This window comes from Aequorivita soesokkakensis (genome assembly GCF_001641085.1).
GTDB lineage: Bacteria > Bacteroidota > Bacteroidia > Flavobacteriales > Flavobacteriaceae > Aequorivita > Aequorivita soesokkakensis.
In genome coordinates this window covers 86,022-108,211 of record NZ_LXIE01000012.1, presented here as the reverse complement: position 1 = coordinate 108,211, position 22,190 = coordinate 86,022, and the positions used below count along the sequence as shown (strand labels likewise).

Annotated in this window: 23 protein-coding genes and 1 pseudogene; 5 read left to right on the top strand and 19 right to left on the bottom strand. The window is 36.8% G+C overall.

Annotated elements, in window-relative coordinates; all coding sequences use genetic code 11:
* Window positions 1-261 precede the first annotated feature (261 nt).
* From A7A78_RS06680 to A7A78_RS06635, 10 genes and pseudogenes are all read right to left on the bottom strand, one after another.
* Entirely contained in the window at window positions 262-906 is a 645-nt protein-coding gene (locus A7A78_RS06680) for a hypothetical protein (protein WP_131811113.1), read from the bottom strand.
* Window positions 907-917: 11 nt separating this feature from the next.
* Entirely contained in the window at window positions 918-3,002 is a 2,085-nt protein-coding gene (locus A7A78_RS06675) for an amidohydrolase family protein (RefSeq protein ID WP_068761671.1), read from the bottom strand.
* Window positions 3,003-3,282: 280 nt separating this feature from the next.
* On the bottom strand, window positions 3,283-3,696 hold the full coding sequence (locus A7A78_RS06670; RefSeq protein ID WP_068761670.1) for a hypothetical protein: 414 nt from the start codon (window positions 3,694-3,696) through the stop codon (window positions 3,283-3,285).
* A gap of 8 nt (window positions 3,697-3,704) precedes the next feature.
* Window positions 3,705-4,319, bottom strand: a complete 615-nt coding sequence (locus A7A78_RS06665; RefSeq protein ID WP_068761669.1) for a hypothetical protein — start codon at window positions 4,317-4,319, stop codon at window positions 3,705-3,707.
* Window positions 4,320-4,351: 32 nt separating this feature from the next.
* On the bottom strand, window positions 4,352-5,362 hold the full coding sequence (locus tag A7A78_RS06660; protein ID WP_068761668.1) for a WG repeat-containing protein: 1,011 nt from the start codon (window positions 5,360-5,362) through the stop codon (window positions 4,352-4,354).
* Between the two features lie 80 nt (window positions 5,363-5,442).
* Window positions 5,443-6,123 carry a toxin-antitoxin system YwqK family antitoxin gene (locus A7A78_RS06655; RefSeq protein WP_068761667.1) on the bottom strand — a complete coding sequence of 227 codons (681 nt, stop codon included), beginning with the start codon at window positions 6,121-6,123 and terminating at the stop codon, window positions 5,443-5,445.
* Window positions 6,124-6,178: 55 nt separating this feature from the next.
* Window positions 6,179-6,496, bottom strand: coding sequence for a toxin-antitoxin system YwqK family antitoxin (locus A7A78_RS15280; RefSeq protein ID WP_068761666.1), 318 nt, complete (start codon window positions 6,494-6,496; stop codon window positions 6,179-6,181).
* 12 nt (window positions 6,497-6,508) lie between these two features.
* Window positions 6,509-6,589: pseudogene (locus tag A7A78_RS15365) on the bottom strand (hypothetical protein); the annotation flags it as partial.
* A gap of 168 nt (window positions 6,590-6,757) precedes the next feature.
* Window positions 6,758-7,435: a toxin-antitoxin system YwqK family antitoxin gene (locus A7A78_RS06645; RefSeq protein WP_068761665.1), complete on the bottom strand. Its 678-nt coding sequence runs from the start codon at window positions 7,433-7,435 to the stop codon at window positions 6,758-6,760.
* Window positions 7,436-7,806: 371 nt separating this feature from the next.
* Complete coding sequence (locus A7A78_RS06635; protein ID WP_068761663.1) at window positions 7,807-9,138, bottom strand: choice-of-anchor tandem repeat GloVer-containing protein; 1,332 nt, start codon at window positions 9,136-9,138, stop codon at window positions 7,807-7,809.
* 471 nt (window positions 9,139-9,609) lie between these two features.
* Between A7A78_RS06635 and A7A78_RS06630 the strand changes: the two genes are divergently transcribed.
* Window positions 9,610-10,086 (top strand): Hsp20/alpha crystallin family protein, encoded by a 477-nt coding sequence (locus tag A7A78_RS06630; protein ID WP_094746059.1) that lies wholly within the window; start codon window positions 9,610-9,612, stop codon window positions 10,084-10,086.
* 265 nt (window positions 10,087-10,351) lie between these two features.
* Here A7A78_RS06630 and A7A78_RS06625 read toward each other — a convergent pair whose 3' ends face one another.
* The 3 genes from A7A78_RS06625 to A7A78_RS06615 are packed head-to-tail and all read right to left on the bottom strand — an operon-like array spanning window position 10,352 to window position 12,138.
* Window positions 10,352-11,014, bottom strand: a complete 663-nt coding sequence (locus tag A7A78_RS06625; RefSeq protein ID WP_242649256.1) for a class I SAM-dependent methyltransferase — start codon at window positions 11,012-11,014, stop codon at window positions 10,352-10,354.
* Entirely contained in the window at window positions 10,983-11,228 is a 246-nt protein-coding gene (locus A7A78_RS06620; protein WP_068761662.1) for a hypothetical protein, read from the bottom strand. The genes A7A78_RS06625 and A7A78_RS06620 overlap by 32 nt, the downstream gene beginning before the upstream one ends.
* Before the next feature lies 1 nt (window position 11,229).
* On the bottom strand, window positions 11,230-12,138 hold the full coding sequence (locus A7A78_RS06615) for an NAD(P)/FAD-dependent oxidoreductase (protein WP_068761661.1): 909 nt from the start codon (window positions 12,136-12,138) through the stop codon (window positions 11,230-11,232).
* Window positions 12,139-12,329: 191 nt separating this feature from the next.
* On the opposite strand from A7A78_RS06615, the gene A7A78_RS06610 reads away from it, so the two are divergent.
* Window positions 12,330-12,710: a transcriptional repressor gene (locus tag A7A78_RS06610; RefSeq protein WP_094746058.1), complete on the top strand. Its 381-nt coding sequence runs from the start codon at window positions 12,330-12,332 to the stop codon at window positions 12,708-12,710.
* Between the two features lie 117 nt (window positions 12,711-12,827).
* On the opposite strand, the gene A7A78_RS06605 is transcribed toward A7A78_RS06610, so the two are convergent.
* The 3 genes from A7A78_RS06605 to A7A78_RS06595 form a co-directional block, all read right to left on the bottom strand.
* Entirely contained in the window at window positions 12,828-13,454 is a 627-nt protein-coding gene (locus tag A7A78_RS06605; RefSeq protein ID WP_068761660.1) for a hypothetical protein, read from the bottom strand.
* Window positions 13,444-13,875 carry an RNA polymerase sigma factor gene (locus A7A78_RS06600; protein WP_423190699.1) on the bottom strand — a complete coding sequence of 144 codons (432 nt, stop codon included), beginning with the start codon at window positions 13,873-13,875 and terminating at the stop codon, window positions 13,444-13,446. Before A7A78_RS06600 ends, A7A78_RS06605 begins: the two co-directional genes overlap by 11 nt.
* Before the next feature lie 82 nt (window positions 13,876-13,957).
* Window positions 13,958-14,824: a TraB/GumN family protein gene (locus tag A7A78_RS06595; RefSeq protein ID WP_068761658.1), complete on the bottom strand. Its 867-nt coding sequence runs from the start codon at window positions 14,822-14,824 to the stop codon at window positions 13,958-13,960.
* 746 nt (window positions 14,825-15,570) lie between these two features.
* Here A7A78_RS06595 and A7A78_RS06590 point away from each other — a divergent pair.
* The 3 genes from A7A78_RS06590 to A7A78_RS06580 are packed head-to-tail and all read left to right on the top strand — an operon-like array spanning window position 15,571 to window position 18,035.
* Window positions 15,571-16,467 carry a hypothetical protein gene (locus A7A78_RS06590; RefSeq protein WP_068761657.1) on the top strand — a complete coding sequence of 299 codons (897 nt, stop codon included), beginning with the start codon at window positions 15,571-15,573 and terminating at the stop codon, window positions 16,465-16,467.
* Window positions 16,468-16,470: 3 nt separating this feature from the next.
* Complete coding sequence (locus tag A7A78_RS06585) at window positions 16,471-17,088, top strand: hypothetical protein (protein WP_068761656.1); 618 nt, start codon at window positions 16,471-16,473, stop codon at window positions 17,086-17,088.
* Between the two features lie 23 nt (window positions 17,089-17,111).
* Complete coding sequence (locus A7A78_RS06580; protein WP_068761655.1) at window positions 17,112-18,035, top strand: hypothetical protein; 924 nt, start codon at window positions 17,112-17,114, stop codon at window positions 18,033-18,035.
* Between the two features lie 678 nt (window positions 18,036-18,713).
* On the opposite strand, the gene A7A78_RS06575 is transcribed toward A7A78_RS06580, so the two are convergent.
* From A7A78_RS06575 to A7A78_RS06565, 3 genes are read right to left on the bottom strand one after another with little or no spacing between them, the layout of a single operon-like run.
* Window positions 18,714-19,418: a hypothetical protein gene (locus A7A78_RS06575; protein ID WP_068761654.1), complete on the bottom strand. Its 705-nt coding sequence runs from the start codon at window positions 19,416-19,418 to the stop codon at window positions 18,714-18,716.
* A gap of 11 nt (window positions 19,419-19,429) precedes the next feature.
* A complete protein-coding gene (locus A7A78_RS06570; RefSeq protein ID WP_068761653.1) occupies window positions 19,430-21,454 on the bottom strand; it encodes a hypothetical protein in 2,025 nt (674 codons plus the stop codon).
* Window positions 21,451-22,182 (bottom strand): hypothetical protein, encoded by a 732-nt coding sequence (locus A7A78_RS06565; protein ID WP_068761652.1) that lies wholly within the window; start codon window positions 22,180-22,182, stop codon window positions 21,451-21,453. Before A7A78_RS06565 ends, A7A78_RS06570 begins: the two co-directional genes overlap by 4 nt.
* Between the last annotated feature and the right edge of the window lie 8 nt (window positions 22,183-22,190).

Sequence of the window (22,190 nt, the reverse complement as noted above, 5' to 3'; positions counted from 1 at the left end):
CGCTCGTAGCAACAAAATCTTATCTTTCTTTAAAATCAGGCGCAAACTTCCGTTTATAGAGTAACCTCCTTTTGTAAACAAGAAAAAAGGCATATCCAAAATAACTAAAAACTAAAACAATACCCATCCAGATATACTTATCGTGCTTATGCCTAAAGTTCAAAAACCGAAGCTCCAATAAAAAAAGTATAAAAAATAAAAATCTAAAATAAAGCACCTAGTATAATTTCACCTTTAAAAAAGTGTATTGATAACAAAAACCTATCTAATCTTAATAGTCTCACTCACCTTTTGATAAACCTCTCCCGTAGATAATTCAACAACCACCTTCACTTTGTAGTTTTCGTTTAGGGTTGGTTTTCTATCTACTAACAGTTGAATTCCCTCAAACTGTATGTTTTGAGTATCGTTCACCAAATAATCTTCCAAATATTCATCTACTTCAGAATAATAACCCTTTACAAGAATTAAGTCATCTATAGTATCATTTGCACGATGGGTTTCGTCAAAATCATTAAGGGTAATTACCGTAAGATTGGAGAGCTTTTCATTTTTAGAACCGCTTTCCCCATTGCCAACACACGAACAAGCGTATGCACTTGGCGTAAGTGAAAAATTTGGCCATTTTGAACGTTTTTGGCTTATATAATCCACGCTGTACTCAACCGTTAATCCTGAATAATCTGAATACGGAACGGCTTCATTCTCCACCATCAAACTAACGGAATTCTCACCTACCTTTTTGTAGTTGTTAAGTTCCATTCCGTTAATATCGAAATACCTTCCGGTTATTGGTCCACAATTGCAATCATCACCTCCTCCGGGGGTACACATCTGTAACGGAAGCCCCATCAATAAGGCAAAAACAAACACTTTTGTTTTCAGATTCTTTTTAAAAATTCTCATAATAATATTCTTTAATTCCCTTTAATAATTGGCTTCTCAACAAACGGTTTTATACCAAATTCTGGATATACTTCGCTTGGAAAATAAAGCACCCCACCACGGGATACCATGGAAATTGTTTTTATCGCCTTAATATCTTTTGTGGGATCATTGGGGACAAGAAAGAAATCAGCAAGCATTCCTGGTTCAATGGCGCCTCTATCTTGCTGCCCAAGATATCGTGCCATATCATAACTGCCCAATTTTAATAATTCAGCTGGAGTGTAACCAATTTGTTGGTAAAGCTCCAACTCCCTGTGCAAGTTAAATGCGCCTCCCAAATCAGTTCCTGGCACGATTAAAATACCCCGCGCTTTCATCATTTTTAAAACCTCAACAATTTTATCATAGGCTCCTCGATACGCTTTATCCTCGGCATCATTGGCAATACTCGCCATCGCCCTTTTGGCATCGCGCTGTTCGCTTGCAGGCATATGGTCTATATAATCTAAAGTACGCGCCTGAGTTTCGCCGTTTCGGGAAAGCAATAACAGTTCATGGATAGCCAGCGTTGGGTCCATAGCAACTTTGTTTTTAACCATTAAATCCAATGTCTTTTGAACGGGCGCACTGTTTAAATCCAAATCTGGCAAACGTTGCAAGGCGGTCAATCGCAATAAGGTACGCGTATCTTCCCCAGGCTCCAGCACCCAACCCAACATTGTTTGATTAATGTGGGTCAATTCATCATAACCTGCGTTTATCATATCGTTCGCAGTAGAAAAAGCCGGAACGTGCCCCATAACAGGCATATTCAATGAATGGGCTTTTTTAACAATGGCAGGTGCCCATTCCCCATTCATACTATTGTATAATTTTATACCGTAAAATCCTTTATCGGCATAGGTTTGAACCGCGGCAAGTGCTTCTGCTTCGCTTTCCACAAGAATTCCATTGTTGCTGTTAAACGGACTTTTCCCTTCTATAAATCCCATTCGGGTAATATTTGGACCCACCAAAACTCCTGTTTTTATCTTTTGAATAAGGCTTTCCAATACCTCGTTGTTGTTACCCATATCGCGGACAGAGGTAACCCCGGCTAAAACGTTTAAAAGCGCATCATCTTCGCTCATATGGCCGTGCATATCATAAAGCCCCGCCACCAAAGTTCCGCCAGCACCATCTATTTCTATTTCATTTTCACCAGCAACGGCATCGGCAGCATCAATGCTTAATATTTTATTTCCACTCACAACAACGGAAGCCAAATCAGTAAGTGCTAGCGTTTTTGGATTGAATATTTTCACGTTGCGAATACGGATATTTTTATCGTATGTATGCGCAAAGCGCTTTTGCAAATCTTCAAAACGTTCTGCTGAATACTTTTCAGCAAGCATGCGCATTCCTTTTTCTTCACTTTCATAACCTTCTCTGATAATGATAAACTTGGAATCAATCATCGCAAAAAAGTGATCCTTTTCATCCATAATAAAATACGTAGGATCTAAATCCACACCCGATAGTGCATAGGTTTTTAGTTTCAATTTTAAGGAGTCTGAACCAGCTTCAATACCTTCCAATTTAGTCAATTTTAACTGCCCTGCCGGTAGCGCTGTTACGGTTTGATCTTTTGAATTTAACAACACCCGCGCCGTCATAAACAGTGAATACGGACTGCCGGATTGGTTTACATAAAAAGCAGGCTGCTCCATGGTTGCAGCACCTTCTCCCGAAGCATCTTTCCATGTTGCGTTTTTACCGTCAAGTTTATAATGTTCGTCTATGCTATTACCAAAAGTAGAATTGCCAGCAATATGCCATTGCACCGGAAAGCCATCGGCATTGAGCACTGCGGTTTCCTTGATAGTAGGACCTCTGCCATTGTCTTTATAGTCATAATCTATTGCAACCGAATCGCCAGCGCGATCCACATTTAAATGCCCCACTTTTGTTCCGGCAATTAGCACGGTATAGGTTTCCTTTTCGGGTAAGTCTGCCTGTGAAGATACTTGCTCCGTTTTTTCTTTGCAGCTTTGGCTCACTATCAATAGTAATGCAAAAAGAAGATAGCAGGGTTTTAGGTTTTGGAGGATTGGTGTTCTGAAGATGAAAGACATACTTGCAGCGATTTTGGTTAGCGTGATAGTTGTTCTGATATACCAGATAAAACTACGCTATAGTTTGTTTACAAACAAGCTTTTAAGCATTGATAATACACAGGGAGTTACGAGGATCGCAGGATGAAATAAAAGGGTTTAAGAACGAAATACGAAGTACGAGCGACGAAATACGAATTACGAGGGAAGAAGGATGAAATATGAAGGACGTAGTGAAAAGTACGAAGTATAAGCAACAAAATACGATTCACGACTCACGTCTCACGATTCACGAAGTTCTCTAATAACTAGGATCAAACTCCTTATCTAAAGCCTCTAAAACAGCCTCTTTCGTTTGTTGAACAATTGCATCGGTCATTTCAAATAACTCTTTAATAGTCTTTTTTTTAACCAGCGGGTGGTTGTCGCAGAGATGCTCAAAAACATCTTCTGCCATATGTTCGCCTTTTACGGAATAGTGTTCATCGTCGGCATACAAGCGAACTTGAAAAAACTCTTTCAAAAAGTGTTCGGTTTTCCAACGTTTGGTGCTTTTCCAGTTCACGCACCAATACATATTGGGTTCATAAACGGTTAATGAAAATTCTTTTTCGGGTTTTTCTTTTTGCAACTCGGCTACCATTGCTGTCATCTTCTGCGTAATGGCAGCAATAAGTTTTAATCCATCATTTCCTAATTCATTTTTTGTTTCCATCGTAGACTTCAATTTTTAAAGCGTTTACTATGCAATAGTTGTTTTGCCTTATTTCTGATGCCTTTACCCGCTCCAGAAAGTGCTAGTTCTTCAACCATCGTTTTGGAAACGGCTGAATGTTCTAATAGTAAATCTTGAAGTTGCTTATGGTTTGATGCCATAATTTTGGTTGCTACATCAGTTGTTAACCCCTTGAGTAATACTTGCCTGATTTGTTCATTTGATTCATCCACAATACCAGGTTTCAGCATAATACGATGGTCTGTGTATGGCTGTAAAGTGAATAGTAAGTGATTAATTTTTTCAACTAACGCCAAACGATCTTTGGTTTGGAATTCCAGTTCTGGAGTTTCCCAAATACCTTCATATTCCATGATATTGGATTTGGCATTAAATTTTGGAAGCAAACAAATAACTTGTAATTGATACGCGCCATTGATATCGCCTTCTGGTTGCCAAGACACATCTATGGCTTTTAATCGTAAAGATGAATTAAGCAACAGTAAAGAGCTTCCCGAAAATTCGTGGATGTTTTCTTCGTTGGGATCTGTTTCTGTTAACAAGTTCCATTCCACAGACCAGCCTGAGGGTATTTTTAAGGGTTGAAGGTCTGAACTGCTCACAAAATAGTATTTAGAAGTTAAATTCCTATCCGTTATTCTTCTAGGAAGGTGTCTTGTTTATAATAGGGATATGGAAGGTCTTTTGGTGTTTCATATGTAAACTCTGATTTCTCTTTTCCAGTTAGCCAATCGATCCAACCCCATTTTCCATTTTTTTGTACCGCAAGTTTCGGCACACCTTCCGCATCATACATTTTATAGTCTTCATAACTGCACGGAACGGTTTGTTTGGCCTTATCGCGATAACTCCAATACGATAGATAAACACCTACTTTGTCATTGTTATAGACCGTTGTATACTTATTGTTAAAAGAGAAAAAATTAATGCTATCGTAATTTGCTGGAATAAGTGTAATTAATTTTTCTGAATCCAATGATTGGTACATGCCCCATTTTTTGGAGGTTTTATCTCTTGCTTTAAAAACGCCATCGCCATTGTCTTCGTCAAAAATAAGCATGTCTGCGTTTAATTTTTTCTTTGATTCTTTAAAGGTATCTACTGCCCAAGATTCTATCCATACTAATGGAACATCTTCTGGATTTTCAAAAGAAGGGTCTACCAAATAGATGCCTTCAAACCAATCTACCAAACCCCAAAGATTGTCTTCTTTTACAAGTGTATAAAAGCGCCCTTCTACTTCCTTTATTTTAATAGCATCGTATTTGCATTGGGCTTTTTCAGCAGCATCGTGAATTTCATAAGGATTCAAAAGAATACCGTATTTTCTTTTATTTTTCACTATGGTTAAAGGCTCCATGTTTTTAAACCAGCCTATTGAATCAAATTTTGGAGCTATTATTTCTTCAGAATCAATATTGACCTCTCCTGCTAAGGTGGATGCTTTGATAGTATAAACACCCCATTTTTTGGTGGATTTCATCTTTACTTTAGCCAAATTACTTTCACCAGCTATCCATTCAATCTGTTTTGCTTTGAGGTGCTTTAGAATTTGTTTGTCTGATACTTTTTGCTGCGCTTTTATAACGCTGGAGCACAGTAATAAGAGGATAATGAAAGTACGCTTCTTAATGGAACTATTCATACGTTTTTGCGTTTTGAAAAAAGTACGGCTCTTGTTTCGGCCATCATTTTATTTATGGAAATATCATTATTTATTTTTGATTAGTTACCAAAAAAGAAAATGTCATCATAATTTTCTTCATATACTTCTCCCCGCTTGTATATTTTTTCAGAAACTACTTCTCCCTTTTTATAGACTACTTCAACTCCCAGTGAGCCATTATCATAATAATACTTCCATGTGCCTTCTTGTTTTCCGTTTTCGTTCCTCCCTATATGCTTAAGTTCCCCATTTTTGTGATAGGATTTGCTCTCTCCTTGAAATAAATCGTTTTTGTAATTTTCTATTCCGGCCAATGTGCCATCTTCATAATATTCTTTAAACATTCCCTCTATTTTACCATCTACATAAGGGGTAATGCTCTTTAACTTTCCATTTTCATAAAATAATTTCTTCGATACTATTTCATCATTTTCAAAACTTAATACATGACTTAATTTTCCGCTTTGTTCGTCATAGGCCTCCCAATCCCCAACCATTTCATTGTTAACCATCCTTCCTTTTCCTTGAATATTTCCGTTTTCAAAATAATAGATAGTGTCACCATTAAGCTTGTCATTTCCGTCTATAAAGGATTGTACCTGTTTGTTTCCATTATCATAATATAATATATATTCCTTTGGTTTATTGTTTTCTTCAGCGATGTTTACCAGCTCTGTATATTGCGCAAATGCCAGGTTAGAGGATATTATTAATGTTAGTATTAAAAGAATTTTTTTCATGGTTTTGGTTTAAATTGCTATTTTTAAATCTTTAAGATGATTAACATTTTAATGGTTAATCATCATAGAAATATTTTCCTGATTTATCGATTGTTTCTTTTATGGAGCCATCTTCATTGTAATAGATCCAATCGCCTTTACACATTTGATCTTCCATTTGTCCAACCATCATCAATGCACCATTTTCATGATACATAAGCACGGTGCCATCAAAATAAGGGTTCCAATCGTCAAGCTGGCCAGCTGCATCACTCTCTAGCCTAAGTTGCCCATTGGAGTAAAAGCGCTTGCATTTTTTCAGATTTCCATTATCATCAAACAATAGATATTCTTTCAGGTTTCCATTTTTAAAATATCTTTTTTTCTCTCCCACACAAAGCCAGTTTTTATAGGTTTCTTCTTGGGATATTTTCCCCGTATCATAATAGTAAATCCATTTACCATATTTATGATAGTCCTCATCAATGCGTCCCTCGGCTATAAGTTTCCCATTATCATCATATCCTTTATAGTCCGTAATTTTTCCTATGGGTGCTTTTTCTCCTTGCGTTTGACCGAAAGCAATAAGATTTATAAGGCAAATACTAATTAGCAGAAATTGTTTTTTTATGGTATAGCTCGTTTAAAATGTAGTTTAGTTGCCTGTAAATGGATTCGTGGGATCCTGTTCATCAAAATCAGCTTCACTTAATATTTTCCCATTGCTATCATAGCGTTTCCAGATTCCAACCCTATTACCAGTTCCGGACTCATAGTCTCCGGTCAATACTAAGTTTCCATTTTCATCAAAATGTTCCCAAGGTCCTGTTTTATATCCCATGCCATCTTTTTGCCCTTTTCCAAAAAGAGAGCCATCCCTTCTGTACTCTTCACTTTGGCCATTTTCATTGCCCTCAGCCTTATTATAGAAGGTAATACTTTTTATATACTCATCTATCTCGATATTTGCTATAACGGGATAGAGAAATACCTGAAAATTACCCTCAAAAAAGTTACCTCTAATAAATTCACCAGTTTGGATCATATTATCGATGGTATAATAGCCCGGTTTCAAAGGCAAATAATCGAAGTTTTCGCCTTTGGAAAGGGTGTCTTGAAAGGAATATTGCATATACTCATCTACTGTTATTTCGCTACCGTCTTTTTTCTTTAAGAAATCAATTCTTTTTTTCTCGCTAGTAGTGGATTGGCTCACTGTAAACATTACATCCTTACCCAATACGGTCGGTTCACGATTTTCTTGGCCAAAAAACGGTTGTGCCAAGAAGATGATAAAAAGGTAAATTAATGGGGTTTTTAATGATTTTTTCATAATAAATTGGTTAGTTAGAATTGCTAAAATAAAAATTCTTTAAAAAAATCAAAACCTGAAGCCCTTATTTTTGGAGTTTTTTGAACCCAAACTTGGAGGATTTATTGGGTTGAAATGATTGGTAGTGAGGTGTGAGACGGGAAGTGTGAAGCGTGAGACGGAAAGTGTGAAGCGGGAAGCGTGGGACGGGAAGTGTGAAGCGCTAATGGTTGCTTTGGTGGTTAAAAGAGATATAACTGGAAGTTATAGGAGGGGTTGGGTGATTGGTTTAATTGGACATGACCGGAACAGGCTCGCCAGCAGAAAGAATGTTATACACGTATTGCCTCACTGTGGAACCTTTGGATATATTTATTTACTGTAATTGTTATTTAATTTTTAATGATTTGATGTATCTGATTTCCCACTTGAATAAAATAAACCCCGCTTTTCAGGCTGTTTAGACTTATTGCGGCATTACCAACTATAGTTTCCCTTAGTACTAATTTACCCGCCACATCATAGAGAATAGCATCGGCTTTCGTATTTTCAGGTAGGCTTATGTATAAAACATCCTGTACTGGATTTGGGTAAATAGCTATATTAGTTGGGGCTGAAACATTTGGATTGGAAAGTGGGAGTCCGTCATCAAATTGGAAGATAGTGCCATTATCGCCACCGTCACCTCCGCTTGAGGTGATTCCATACAAATAGCTTCCTTTATAGAGCAGGGAAGACCAGCAACTATAACCACTCTCCGTTACAAATTCAAAAATGCTGCTGTAGTCGGTACCGTCTGGTTTTATTTTGAAGATCATCCCACCCCCAGAGAGGCCCCCGGTGGTTGTGGTTCCATATAAATAATCGCCAGCCAGGGTCAATTTGCAATGGGGCTTTGCTCCTGTTTGGGAATCAAAGTCGTGGAGTACGGAAAAGTCAGTACCATCAGTTGCGATTTTATAGAGGATGCCTAATTCATTTACGCCCCCTAGAAAAGTACAGCCGTAAATATATCCTTCGTGCAAAATTGGTTCGCTCGGTTCTACATTGTTTGTGTTATTCGTACCTACAAAATCATAGAGTTTTAAAAAATTGGTACCGTCGGGTTTGATTTTATAGAGTACTCCCTTATTGTTTGTTCCACCATTAAAAGTTACTCCATACAAATATGTCCCGTCAGACAGGAGTTGTGCTTTCGGTTGAGCCCCATTACTAGTATTGCTGCCATTGAAGTTGTGAATGACCGTAAAGCCCGTTCCGTCGAGGTTCAGCTTAAAGATGGTTCCACCGCCCCCACCCGTTCCTCCTGAATAGGTAGTGCCGTAGAGAAAGGTGCCATCAAAATAGAGAGAAGCGTTTGGCTGGGCCCCATCATTGCTATTCGAAAAATCTTTTAGAACAGAATAATTTGAACCATTTGTATCTATTTTAAAAATTATTCCACCATTATTCGTTCCCCCATATAAGGTAACTCCAAAGAGTTCTGAGCCTATAAGTTGTAATCCATCATACGGTTTTGCTCCGTGAACCTCATCAAAATTATAAAGCTTTTGATAATCGGTGCCATCGCTTTTAATTTTGAAAATAACGCCCTTATCATTACTACCGCCTACCGTGGTGGTGCCATAAAAATAATCCCCGTCGCTGATCAGGTCTCCATAGGCTTTACTCCCACTGATGCCGTTAAAATCAAAAAGCTTTGTAAAGGTTTGGGAGAACCCCAAAAAAGGTAGAATAAATAAGAGAGAACAAAAAAACACTTTGCTATAGTCAAGTAGGAAGAATTTTTTTATCATAATGGTTACGATTAGTTGATATAAGAAATGGAGATTTATTGTTTTTAAAAAGTTCTAATTTATAAATTTTATTTTAATAGGGCGGGTAAAAAACTGTATATAAGTTGTTTGCACTTTCGAAATTTGTTCTAAAGATATAGTGGTATGGCAATTCGAGCATAGTAAATCCACCATTTATTATAAGGGAAAACACCTTATAAATGACCTTGTCAATTTGACAATATTTTAACCTTAATTATTGTAATAGTCCTGAAAATTTGACAGTTTTCAATGGATTTATAAAAGAATACACTTATAGTAAAAGGCTAATAAATTTTGGTATTTATTTTGTATTTAGGTTTATAGAAATCACAATTGATTTCGAATTTGAAATAATGTTTAATTTAAAATTTTGTAATTATGAACGCTTTAGTTAATGTTCCTAAAAACGGAAGTTTATCAAGCAATACTTCAAATGTAAACTTTCCAAATTGGTCAAATTGGATTGATGAGCTCTTTAACAGAGACCTCCCATCTGTATTCAGCTCAAATTTCAATAATGGTATTACTTTACCCAAAGTAAACATCAGGGAGACAGCGGACGCTTTTATAGTTGAAATGGCGGTGCCGGGTCTTAAAAAATCTGATTTCCAGATTGAACTTGACAATCAAGTTTTATCCATTTCTACGGAGACTAAAGAGGAGCAGGAAAACCAAGAGGAAAACTACACCCGCAGGGAGTTTGGCTACGCTTCTTTTAAACGAAGCTTTACCTTGCCCGAAAGTGTAGATGAAGAAAAGATTAATGCGAGTTATAGTGAGGGTATTTTGAATATACACTTACCCAAAAAAGAGGAGGCTAAGCAACGACCTGCCCGCAGTATTAAAATTTCATAAGCGGAGAGCCTAAAATTATGAATTGAATTAGCGGAGACCGAATATTCGGTCTCCTGCTGTTTCATGAACTTTGGAATAAGATTAGGAGGTTTGTAAAGCGTATTATTTGGGATCGTTGAATTGTGAATTAGGAGGCGCTGAGGTGACGGGCGAGACGCCCCTATCAGCAGGGGATAGCTCTGGTTCCAAAATCACGGCTGTGGTTGTGCTTCAACAAGCTCAGTATAACAAAGTCGTGAAGTTTGAGATGTGAATAGTATTAAAATTATGTCGGTTTTTTGCAGACTATCATCCAATGCTTTTCGGTGGGAGATTGTTCCGGCTCATTTATTTCGTTCAAGGCTATAATATTAAAGCTTTCAAATTCTTGGCTAATGGCTTCCCGATCATAGAAATAGAGCTTTAATCCGTGGGGCGAAAGGAAGGTGTTTTTTTCTATTTCATTACCTACCTCAAATCTATTATCGTTTGTAGACAACGCTACAAAAATCATTATGCCATTGGGCTCTAATTGAGCAAAACAATCCTCAATTAACTTAATTCTTTCCGCTTTCTCCAAAAGATGAATAAGGGAATAACAGTATATTGCCTGAAATTTTTTAGCGTCAAAAGGCATTTTGGCCACTGAGCCGTGGTGTATGGTCACCTCAGGACCAAAGTGACTTCTAGCTCTTTTAATAGCAGTCTTGGATATTTCAATACCCGTAACCCCAAAACCCCTATCATAAAAGACCCTTGCATTCCGCCCGTAACCAAAACCAGGGATCAATACTGTTGAACAATTATGTTTGAGGAGTATCCCCAAGGCTGTATAGGCATTATCGGTAGGATTAGCACCCCACATTTTTTCATTACCTTTATAGACTGATTCCCAAAATTCTGCCACAACTTTTATTTTACGCACATACTTTTTCTTCCAAAATTTCACATTTAAAACCTTGGATTAAAACTGATTCCATTAGTTGCCTTGCACTGATATTATCTCCTTCAACCCTTAAAACCGTATGCCCGCAGGGAAAAGGAAATTCTGTTTCATTAAGGTCATAATGTAATTCAAATTTAGGATAATCTATTCGTAGGTTTTTCAAAACCCTTTCTGCCTGAATTTTATTATGAATGTTGGTTATAAAAACTTCTACCATTTTAAAATTTTTCTATTGTTAATTTACCGTTTACTACTGCGCCTGTTAGGTTGCCTGAATATACTGCATTGGCCACTGAACGCATCATATTTACATTATCGCCACAAGCAAACACCCCTTCTATGTTTGTCTCTTGCAATGGACTTACTTTTATATAGCCCTGCTCTGTAAGTTCACAACCTAAAGAATCAGGTATTCCAGAATGTTGTACAAACGGCAAAGCTGCATAAAGTGCATCCAGCCACTTTTTAGTGCCATCAGCGAATACAACCTGATTGATTTTTCCCATTTCGTGTTTCACTTCAGTCACAGCTTTCTCAATTATTTCTATTTTATGATGTTTTAATTGGGCAATTTGTTCTTTAGTAAAGTCGGCTTTACCATTGGTAAGAAGTGTAACATTGTTGGTAAGGTTATGCACTAAGGAGGCCAAGTGAAACCCTCTTTCTCCGTTCGCAAATATTCCCGTTTGCTTTCCCTTAAATTCATAACCATGACAATAAGGGCAGTGAATCACAGAAATTCCCCAGCATTCCGCAAAACCTTTAATAGAGGGCATAACATCTTTAATACCCGTAGCAAAAATTAGCTTCCTAGCGGTAAATTTTTTTTGCTTATCCGTTGTTATTTCAAAACCCTCCCCCATTTTTATGCCATTTGTGGCTATGCCCTGAAAAAATGCTACAGTTTCATATTTTTTAACCTGCTTTTTGGCGAGTGCTGAAATTGCTGCGGGTGTTTGACCGTCCTGTGTCAAGAAATTATGAGAATGTGGGGTTTGATTATTACATGGCTTTTCGCTGTCAATAACCAAAACCTTTCTCAAGGAACGCCCTAATGCAAGGGCAGCAGAAAGCCCAGCGTAACTGCCTCCTATAATTATAACTTCAAAATCTGTGCTAGCTGTCATAATATTCTAAATAGTTATGTTTCAAAAAGAAACCTTGTAATATGAAGAAGAAAAAATACTCCACATATTTTTATTGTTTATAAGCCATTTTAAAACACTTCAAATATAATGGTTTTATTCTTTAATGCAACACTGTTGCATTTATTTATTGCAAATTTGTCGCAATAGAGTTTTTTCGCTAAGTTTGCGGCATGATTAAACGAAGGAATACTACCACACAAGAGGCTGTTTTGGCTGTTTTAAAAAGCAAAAGAAAGGCTATGAGTCATGATGCCGTTTTCCAGCTTATGGATGTTGATGCCGACAGGGCTACTGTATATAGGATATTGAATCGTTTTTGTAAGGATGAAATAGTGCATAAAATAGTGGCAGATGATGGAAAACAATATTTCGCCATCTGTGATAACTGCGAAGGTCTACCTCCCATTCCTGCAAACCATTTTCATTTTAGGTGTACCCAATGTGAAACTATTGAATGTCTTGCTGAACCAATAACATACTCTCTTCCCGACAACTATATTGTACAACAAACAAATTGTATTCTTGTGGGGGTTTGTAAGGATTGTAGATAGAATAGGAATACCCAAGCAAGCTTATGGATTTTATTGTTACACTGCGGATTCTTTTATAAAAGATACTAAAAAACTGATTTTATTGGGCGGGAACTGTTTTTTCGCTATTTGGCAGTATTATTCTGCATTTATTTCTCCCAATGTTTTCTCCATGGTTTTCACGTATTTTCCATAATGAATATTTGTCCACCAATTGGTAATAAATACAATTAAAATTGATACTACTAGATAACCAATTAAATACCCTATTAAAGTAATGAAGCTAATATTGAAAGTTATAATATCAAATAGCAAGGAATCCTCAAAATTAACTTTTCCCGTATAAACCACGAAAGCTATTAGTGGCAATAATAAACTTCCTGATATTATGGCGGTTTTGTATACTTCTAAAGTTAAATTGAGTTCTTGGATTATATTTATAAGCACTTGCTTAGAGCTGGTGGATATAGCTACACTACGTTTAAGAAACTCACTCATTTTTAGGAGATAGGTAATGGTGATTAACGTTGTAATAAATAATAGTATAAAATAGAACCCTTTTGCAACTTTATTAATTTCCAAAAAACTAGGTATAGCAAATAGGCAAAGAAATACTATAATTTGGGTTAAAATTTCATTTCTCAAGTTTCTTCTTACACGTTGAAGCGGTAATTGGGTACGTTTTAATCCCTTTAAATTCTGCGGAATTTCTTGTATGCACATAGCTTCAGTATCCATTTTATCTTTTAGGTTCTCAAAATTCATAGCCTTGATTTTTTATTATTTGTTGTAATTTATTTTTTGTTCTATTTGTTCTTACACGAACGTTTACTTCTGAAAGACCTAAATTTTCAGCTATTTCCTTTCCAGAAAAGCCCTCTATATATTGGAGTATTAGCGCCTTTTCAATTTTATTTAATTCTTTGACAGCATTATAAAAATGCACCAATTGTAGGTCTTTTTCATTATCGTAAGGAGAAGGTGAAATGGGTTCCATTTTTATTGACGCGTATTTATCTGGTTTTCTTTTTTGTTTTTTAAAGAATACAATTGCTGTATTTAACGCCACCCTATACATCCACGACGAAAACTCACTATCTCCTTTAAAAGAATCCACCGATTTCCATAATTGTAAAATAATTTCTTGAAAAAGATCCTGTTGGTCTTCCAATTTGTCAAAATAAATTCTGGAAACTTTATAAAGAATACCTTTATGTTGGTTGATTAAGGCTAAAAATTTCTGTTCCGTTATTTTCATCAAACACTTTCTATTTTATAACTGGACTTACAACATACCCTGCTTCTCTTAAAAGATGAATTACACCGTACTTACCTACTAGGTGTGCCGCTCCAACTGCAAACAAATTACTTCTTTCTTTCATCATTTGTGGCATTTTTTCAGCCCATTTCTGGTTACGTCCTATTTGCATCAACTCGGTCGCGTTTTCATCCATATACTTTTCCTTCGTAATTAATGCTACCGTAGTCGCTATATTTTCTTTTTTATAAGCTGCTATAGCGTCATTAAAATCCTTTTTATAAGATTGGAATAACATTAGTTGTTTAAAAGCAAAGTCTGAAGGATACGCATTTTTCAAAATTTCGATTTGCTGCGACGCTTTTTCTAAACTCAATACTGGCTTTTTGCTTTTGGAAGCCATTTCGGATAATTCATTTTCAAAGGACTTGAATGTTGAGCAAGGCAACATTTTGGTTATCAGCATAGCGTGTAAAATGGAAAGACCGTATCCATCAAAGGCTTCTAAAGGCACTCCCATAACTTCTGTTACAAGAGAATCCAACTCATGGTATTGTTCTTTGGATATTTCCTCTGATATTTTCTTTGTATTGCTCAGGGATTCTTGAAATTCGTGCATTTCGTTAGGGTCAGTTAAATTGACTTCTAATACCAATGCATCTACCTTATTAATTGCATTGTTCACTTTTTCAGGAATCGCAAAGTCATTTTCGCACATCATATGTAGCGTTCCAAACAAGTAAGATGGTTCTTTAAGATCTTCGCGTTCTATTTTCCAAAGCACAGAATTTTCGTGCCCTATTTTTTCTTGTGCTTGGAAAAAATTAAAAGACAGTATAAATACAAAGAGCGCTAAAGATAGTTTTGAATGTTTCATTTTTGATTTTTTTTAGGATTCGCTGGGTAAGTATTGGAATCTAAAATTTGTTACAAAATAACTGCAAAGAGGCAGCAGCAGCATCCTTCTACATAAACTTAAAAAGCAAAAAGCCGCTCAAAGCGGCAGGTGGGCCGGTGGCCTCCCTTCGGCTACGCTCAGGGTAAACTTTACTAATCTGAAATTGCTGACGCATTTCAAATTCACTCGGTCACCTTTGATTACGTTTAATTAGAGTGTTAGGAAATACGTTTTGATGTAGTTAAGGGAAGTTAATAGCTTTCACTAGACTTATACTGGGCTTTTACTAGGCTTTAATACGGGTGATCCTGGGTTTTGGGTAGGCTATATTACGAACTTTTATTAGAGGATACAGCGCCGGAATCACGGGCAGGACGAACGCGACAGCAGGAGCACTACAAATGCAACGATAAAGTGACACGCTTTTATTAAGCGAGCCAGAGGAGCGTAGCACCCGCCCCCTTGGATCCTACATTGAGAAACCTCCTATTAAGGCAGGTTGCGTAACCGTACTATGGGTGTAGCCGTAGCAGCCTGTTTTGGCATATAAGCTTTATGAACCGCCACTTCAAGTGTTGATGGGCGAGAAGCCCCCCAAGTCTTTCAACGAGGCATAAGGGGAAAGAACCCTGTCCACATCTCAAAATTGATCAGGTTAAATAGGGCAATTGTCGTATTGTGAAAAAACAGTACTTCTTTCATTTTTGTGAATAATTATTCCATTTATGAAAACACTCTCCAAACTTGTAACCCTAGTGACGTTATTTACAACACTCACTTCCGTTGCGCAGCACAGTCCCCTAAAAAGAGATTTTGAAGTACCGAAAGGCAATGTTACCTCCATTGAGGAGCACCAATTCAACAAAGACCTAAATATAAAGGACCGTATCGCCATGAGCGACAATCCTGCCATTACTCGCTATGCCTTCAACAAGGATGGCTATGTGACTCTTTTTGAAAACCCAAAATACCACAGTACCACCTTTACCTATAATCCCAATTATACCCAATACACCAGCAATAAAAAAAATCTTTTTGATAAAGGCAAAGCAGACACCCAAACCACACTAAACCTATTTTGGCTTCATGGCAATCTGTATGCGGGCTTTCACAGCGAATTTGAGACCGATGCCAAAGGCGATACCATAGTAGCGCGTTCCATAAAGAAAGATTATGAATTTACTTGGAAAATAAGACCTTATGGCGATGGCTATGCCCAACATGATGGGTTTAGGGAAACCTTTTATAACGCAAAAGGACAAAAAATCTATATAACCTCTGGAGGTGGGCATAAGTTCACGATGTACAATGAAGATAATCTTCCGGGGATAGAAGTAGATTATTCCTATACCATGTTAAACTACTACGATGCCTATATGTATGAATTTGACAAACAAGGCAATTGGACCAAACGCATTCGATTGCGACTGGACAAGGCGCCTTGGAGCGATAAAAAATGGCATGTACAAGAGATTACTTACCGAGGTTTGGGATATGACGGCAAAAAAGCTGCTATAACAGCCACAGATACTGAGGCAGATATTAACAAATATGAGGAGGAAGCCAAGGCTTTGCCACAGCTTACTATTGATCCATTGAAAGACATAAACTCCAAAAAATAAGGAATGCTGCTTGTGAAACCTGCATTCCATACTATCATATACCAATATAAAAAGTGGGATTTACTTTTGTTTACATTTATAACGGCACTGGCTGTAGTGTTTGGGCAAACCACCATCTTTTACATAATTTATTTTTTTTGGTGGACTGAACTCATCCGCATAATTGCCGTGGCCATCTATGGTTTTAGGAATGAAAGCCGTGAGGAAAAGCAGGTATCCCTTTCTGTTTTTGGCCCGTTCTTTATGATGGCTATTTACTTTGTATTTATCGTGGTATTCTTTGGTCTTATTGCCAATTGGGGAAATGAGGAAGTAACAATGGTCAATATGGGCATTCTCTTTTTTCAGAACTGGTTTTTTAATGTCAATCTAATCATTGTGGCTTTGGAACAATTTCTTTTTCGTGGGAAACAATCGAATTCCTTAGGAATTGGCCCATTCACCCCACCCCTACTAGTGTTGCACATATCGATTATTTTGGGTGGTATTTTGATGTTTTTTGTGGTAAAAAACTTCCCGAACATCTTTAGTCCCCAGAATTTGTGGGGCTCCCTTTTGATTATTTCACCCTTTTTACTTTTAAAATATTTAATGTACAACTTTCTTAAGCCTATTTCTTAATATTCAAATACTACATTTCAAATATGAACAAAAACACTCTCCTTATCAGCTTATTTCTTTTGGTGGCCCTTGGCCTGCGGGCGCAAATATGCCACACTTCGCATTTTGGGCTTAACAATACGACGGTCACAAAAATTGAGGAAACCGAATATGTTAATTTTCATAAACCCAGCGCAAGAAAGAACACCTACCAATTTGATGCAAAAGGCTATGTGACCCAGGAAACCTTTGAATATACTGGAGACAATACACCTACCGTTACCCAATATATTTACGATGATAACCATACCGAATTGACCAAACAATTGATGGACGAGTATGGGCAGCCCGTAAAATTTTTTGGGAAGTCTGGTCCTTATAAGATATATGATACCCCGACAGGATTGTTGTTCGACTATCCCGTTGTGGAGAAAAATGCCAAGGGAGAAGTAATAAAACTCAAGAATGAGAAGAAAGGAATGGAGAAAACATTTGAAACCAAAAGCAACCAACTTACCTATTGTTATATTACGGAAAATGGCATCCAGAAACCGGAGCAGGTATATGACAAAAACCAGCGGCTGTTGGGAACAGTACAATACAATTTTCCGGAAACTTATTATTCCTATGAAAACAACGTGCCCGTTGACAATACCTATTTTATTTCAAAACTTGCTTTTAAGTATGTATATGAATTTGATGGGGCAGGCAACTGGATCCAGAAAATGACTTTTTCCGCTTTGCCAACCAAGAAATACCAATGGGAGCTTATAGCAATTAATACCCGTATTATTACTTACACGGACAGCAAATTGAACACAAAGCCAAGTGATGTATTGCATACGCTAGATGTTTCCAATTTTGATCCCATTCGGAAACAATATGAAGCCAACTACACCCCAACGGATGTGATAGATACAAATTACTTCACGCAAAGGGAGGCGGCATTCAAAAAATTGTTGAAATAAGGATTGAGCAGATTTGGTGGCATTTTGGTTTAGGGAATCATTGTCAATCACAGATAAGAAAATAATTGAGGAAGACCCTGTGCCTTTAAAATGGATTAAGTTTCAATAATCTATAAGGTATCTAAGGAGTATCTATGAATTATCGATGAAGGATAGTCGGCATGGAGTCGGCATATGGTCGGCATGTGAACGGCTTACAATCGGCTTATGGTCGGCTTACAATCGGCATGCAGTTTGACTACGCGAGTGGTAATCATAATGATGGCTATAAATACAGGAGTGGATAGCCGTGGAAAGTATAAATATACAATATTGAAGGGGCGGTTTGCAAGATTTTTTAATATTTGTTCTTCCGACTAGCTTGAGATTTTTTGTGTTTTGAAATATCAAATGATATCAAAAGCCAAGCCCACCCATTGCGGAAAACCATAAGAATGGGCTTTTAAATCGTGGAGAATATTTTTTGCAGTAGGCTGTAAGCGATAGGCGAATATTTTCGATTTATAAACGCTAAAAATTCTTGAAAGAACTCTACCGATACAAATATCCAACTGTTAGCTCAAAAAAACTGAAAGAAGCTGTAACGACCAACGTTTTGGACAATGGAAAAAGGGATTTTAAAAGAAAGGCCAGACATTTTAAAATGTCTGGCCTTAAACACATTTCAACTAATCACTATCAAAATTCTGTAAGCAGAAACTCATATGGATTTGGACCGTAATTGAGAAGTTCCAAACTAAAATTTGCTCGCTCAATATGGGTAAGGGTTTGCTGCTTTTTTAACAAATTGATATAATCCATATCAATTGGAAGCTTTGCATCGCCTTCTAACCTGCAAAACCCAAACAATTGAAAACTATTTATGGGTATTACGTTAGTTGTAAAAATGATTTCCCGCCCCTCCATTTTCAAATAGTCAATTTTATATCCGGTGCATTCTATGCTTTTTTGCTGAATATTTTTTTGATCTATCGATTTAGTTTTGTGTGTCGGAACCAATGCGGCATCCAATATTTCCTCAGCAACCACGGCATCAACTTTTTGGGTTAGCACCATTTTTTTCCCATTTTCATCAGTACCAAAAATCCTGTATTCCCCATTTGGATAGGAAATAACCCCTTGTAACATATCGTCATTTGGAATATATAAAACTTGTTGGGTCTCTTCATTTAGGTAAAACCATAGCTCGTTTTCTTCACCATTTTTAATGTATTTGTAGGTAAGTGCAGTTGGAAAATAGGCAATGGAATCGGGAATTTTTCCTTTTGACGGGTTTACTTCCTTCATTTCAGCAAGGGCTTGCTTTGAAGTTTTTGCATATTCATTATTCCAATTGCAGGCCGAAAAAATTAATCCAATAAGCAATAGATAGTTTAGCTTCATTTGTGGTAGTGTTAAAAAGAGGGTAGTTCAATTAACTTTGCATTTGGAAAAACAATTGTTTGGTCTTCATAAAAATATAGTATTTTTCCTTGCCCATCCATGTCCAATTCTTCTAATCTGCTTTGTTCATCATATTTAGCAATAACTCCTTGAATCTTAAAGACCTTTTTTTTGCTGTTACTACTGCTCATTTTTTTTGCAGAAGGTTCATTTTCTAATTTACTTAACGTTAATACATTTACATATTCAGGAAGATAATGAAAAGTGGTGCCTTTTTTTGGAAAGTTTAGATCCTTAATTTTTAAAGTAGGCACCATGGCAGCATACATATTCATGGCGCTATTGATGTTTACTTTCGTCCAACCTTCCTCGGGATTAAATGAATATACAAAACCTTTGTCGTCATAATAGATATCGTGGTTCTGATCTGATGGATTTACCATTTTCAAGCCGTAATTATCCGCATCAAAATATAGGGTATTGTTACCATACTCTGAAGTGATGACAATGCGCATATCAGAGTTCCCCGTTTTAACATTGCAACTGTGATATCCGAAATTGGAGCCTTGAAGATTTAAAAAAGCTTCAATGAGGATGGAACCATTTTTAGGAAGATCTTTTTTAAGGTCAACCTCCTTTAAAGTTACTATAAAAGATTTGTCATTTTTTCCAGCTTCAATTTTCACATTGTCCGCGTTTGTAATATCTATATTTTCCTGCACAAAGTTTCCATCTATTTTAAGAGAAAGTGTAAGACCACTCTTTTTTATTTCTTCATCAGAATAACCCAAAATCTCAAAAGTGAATTTGCCTTTATCATTTTCGCCATCTCCAAATATTCCTTCAAAACCGTAAATGTCACCTTTATTAAGTTCAGTTTTAGAATCTGGATCCAAAATGGTTATGGGTTCAATCAGATGCATTGAGGTTCCTTTTGAAACCATTTTTAGGCTTGTGGTTGTCTGTACTTTTTTCTTATTTACAATGAAAAAGGAACTTAAATTAGTTTTCAAATTTAACGGCATACTTTCAAAGGCCTCAGTGGCAGTTTCCCCATAAGCTATCATTCTTTCATATAAATATTGAAATGCAGCATAAGCATCTCCAGAGTTTACCGCGTTTTGCCAATAAAAGAATTGTCCATTCACTAAGTTGTTTTCAAAGATGGTTTTTAGATCTTTTCGTTGGCCAAGTTCACAGGCGCTGAAAATTATTATTTTATCGTCTAGATTTTTGAGTTTTTCTTTGAAGAAGCTGGAATTAAGATATACCTCCCCCGATTTACTGTAGGATGTGTGTTCCAATACTCCTTTTTTTTCTGCCAAGGCTCTTATGGCTTCCGGGTTTTTTGGGTTAAATAGTATTCCTGAGGCCAAATAAGTTTCAGTATTATTACTATCTCCACCAATTACAACTTCCAATGAGTCTTTTACACGCCTTCCACTTCTACTTCCGTGGGTGCTTATATGTATTAAATCGTAATCGCCAATATTTAAATAGTCGTCAAAAGAAATATTCTTTGAAAATTGCTTCTCATTCGCCTTATATGTAATTGACCCTTTATAATTTCTATGGTTTTTAAGTGCATTTAAGGGTACCAATGCATCGTCATTTTCAGCAAAAGTCCAAAAATGGGGTGCCAAAATGAGAGCTTTTTTATGGTTTCTGTCTTTAGAATTTGCCCCAATTACATTCGTGATTTCAGAGGTTGTGGAAGTGTTACCATTAATTAGGGAGTTTGAGGCCCCTTTTATATCGGTTCCAGCCACAAGAAGTTCAACAATCATGTTAGGGCCATTTTTTAATCTAAAGGTTATTATTTGATCACCTTCAGTTATTTGCATCACCTCTGGATTGGTCTGAAGGAAGGATAGTATGGAGTCTTTATTTGATCCTTTTATAGTGTTTACTATTTCGAAACTTTTAGTAAACCCTTCCTTTGTAATGGGTGGGGGTACAACAGATTGCTGCTTTTCTTCTTTACATGAAAAGAGCAGTATGGGTAACGCAAAAATTAAGAAGGATATCTTTTTCATTTCAATTTCTCCTCAATTATCATTTTTGCCGCCGTAACGGCTTTTTGGTCATTGTCCTGCATATCATCACTTAAATCAACCCGCAACGTAAAAGACAATCCCTTGTAAAAAACTTTTAAATCTCTTGTGGTTACTCCCATAATGCCACTATCTACAAACACAGCATAATCGCCTAAATTTGAAACTTCATTCACCTTAAATTTGGAAATTGAATTTTTGGCAATACCAGAGGCAGTATTGGTTTGCTCCGGGGTTGCTTTCCCATCACTTTCCAATTCCGTCATCTTCTTTTCCATTGCCGCTTCCGCATTTTTTATTTCTTCAGGCGTTGGGTTGTGATAATCATGTTTAAACTGTTTTAGCGTAGTGTTTTTCACCCAGCTTAATTCAATAACATTTTCCAAAGGCACATCCATAAAATTCCCTTTCATAACTTCAACCTTGCGGGTTCTATTTGAGCCCCACACATATTTTAAACTTTCCAAGGAAGAAAATTTGGAATGCTTTGTTTCTGCTTCCGAAGCGGGCAAGCCAGTTGCTTTGGCAGCCATTTCAAGGGTTAGGAGCTCGTTTATATTTCCTATAAAGTCTTCTGCCTTTATTCCGGCATCGTCCAATGCCTCGGCCACTTCTCCTTCCAAACCATTTAATTGTTCTGTTTTCGCATCATCTTTGCAGGAAAAGGCAAATAGAAAAACGCTCATTATTGTTACTAGTAGTGTTTTCATAATCTATT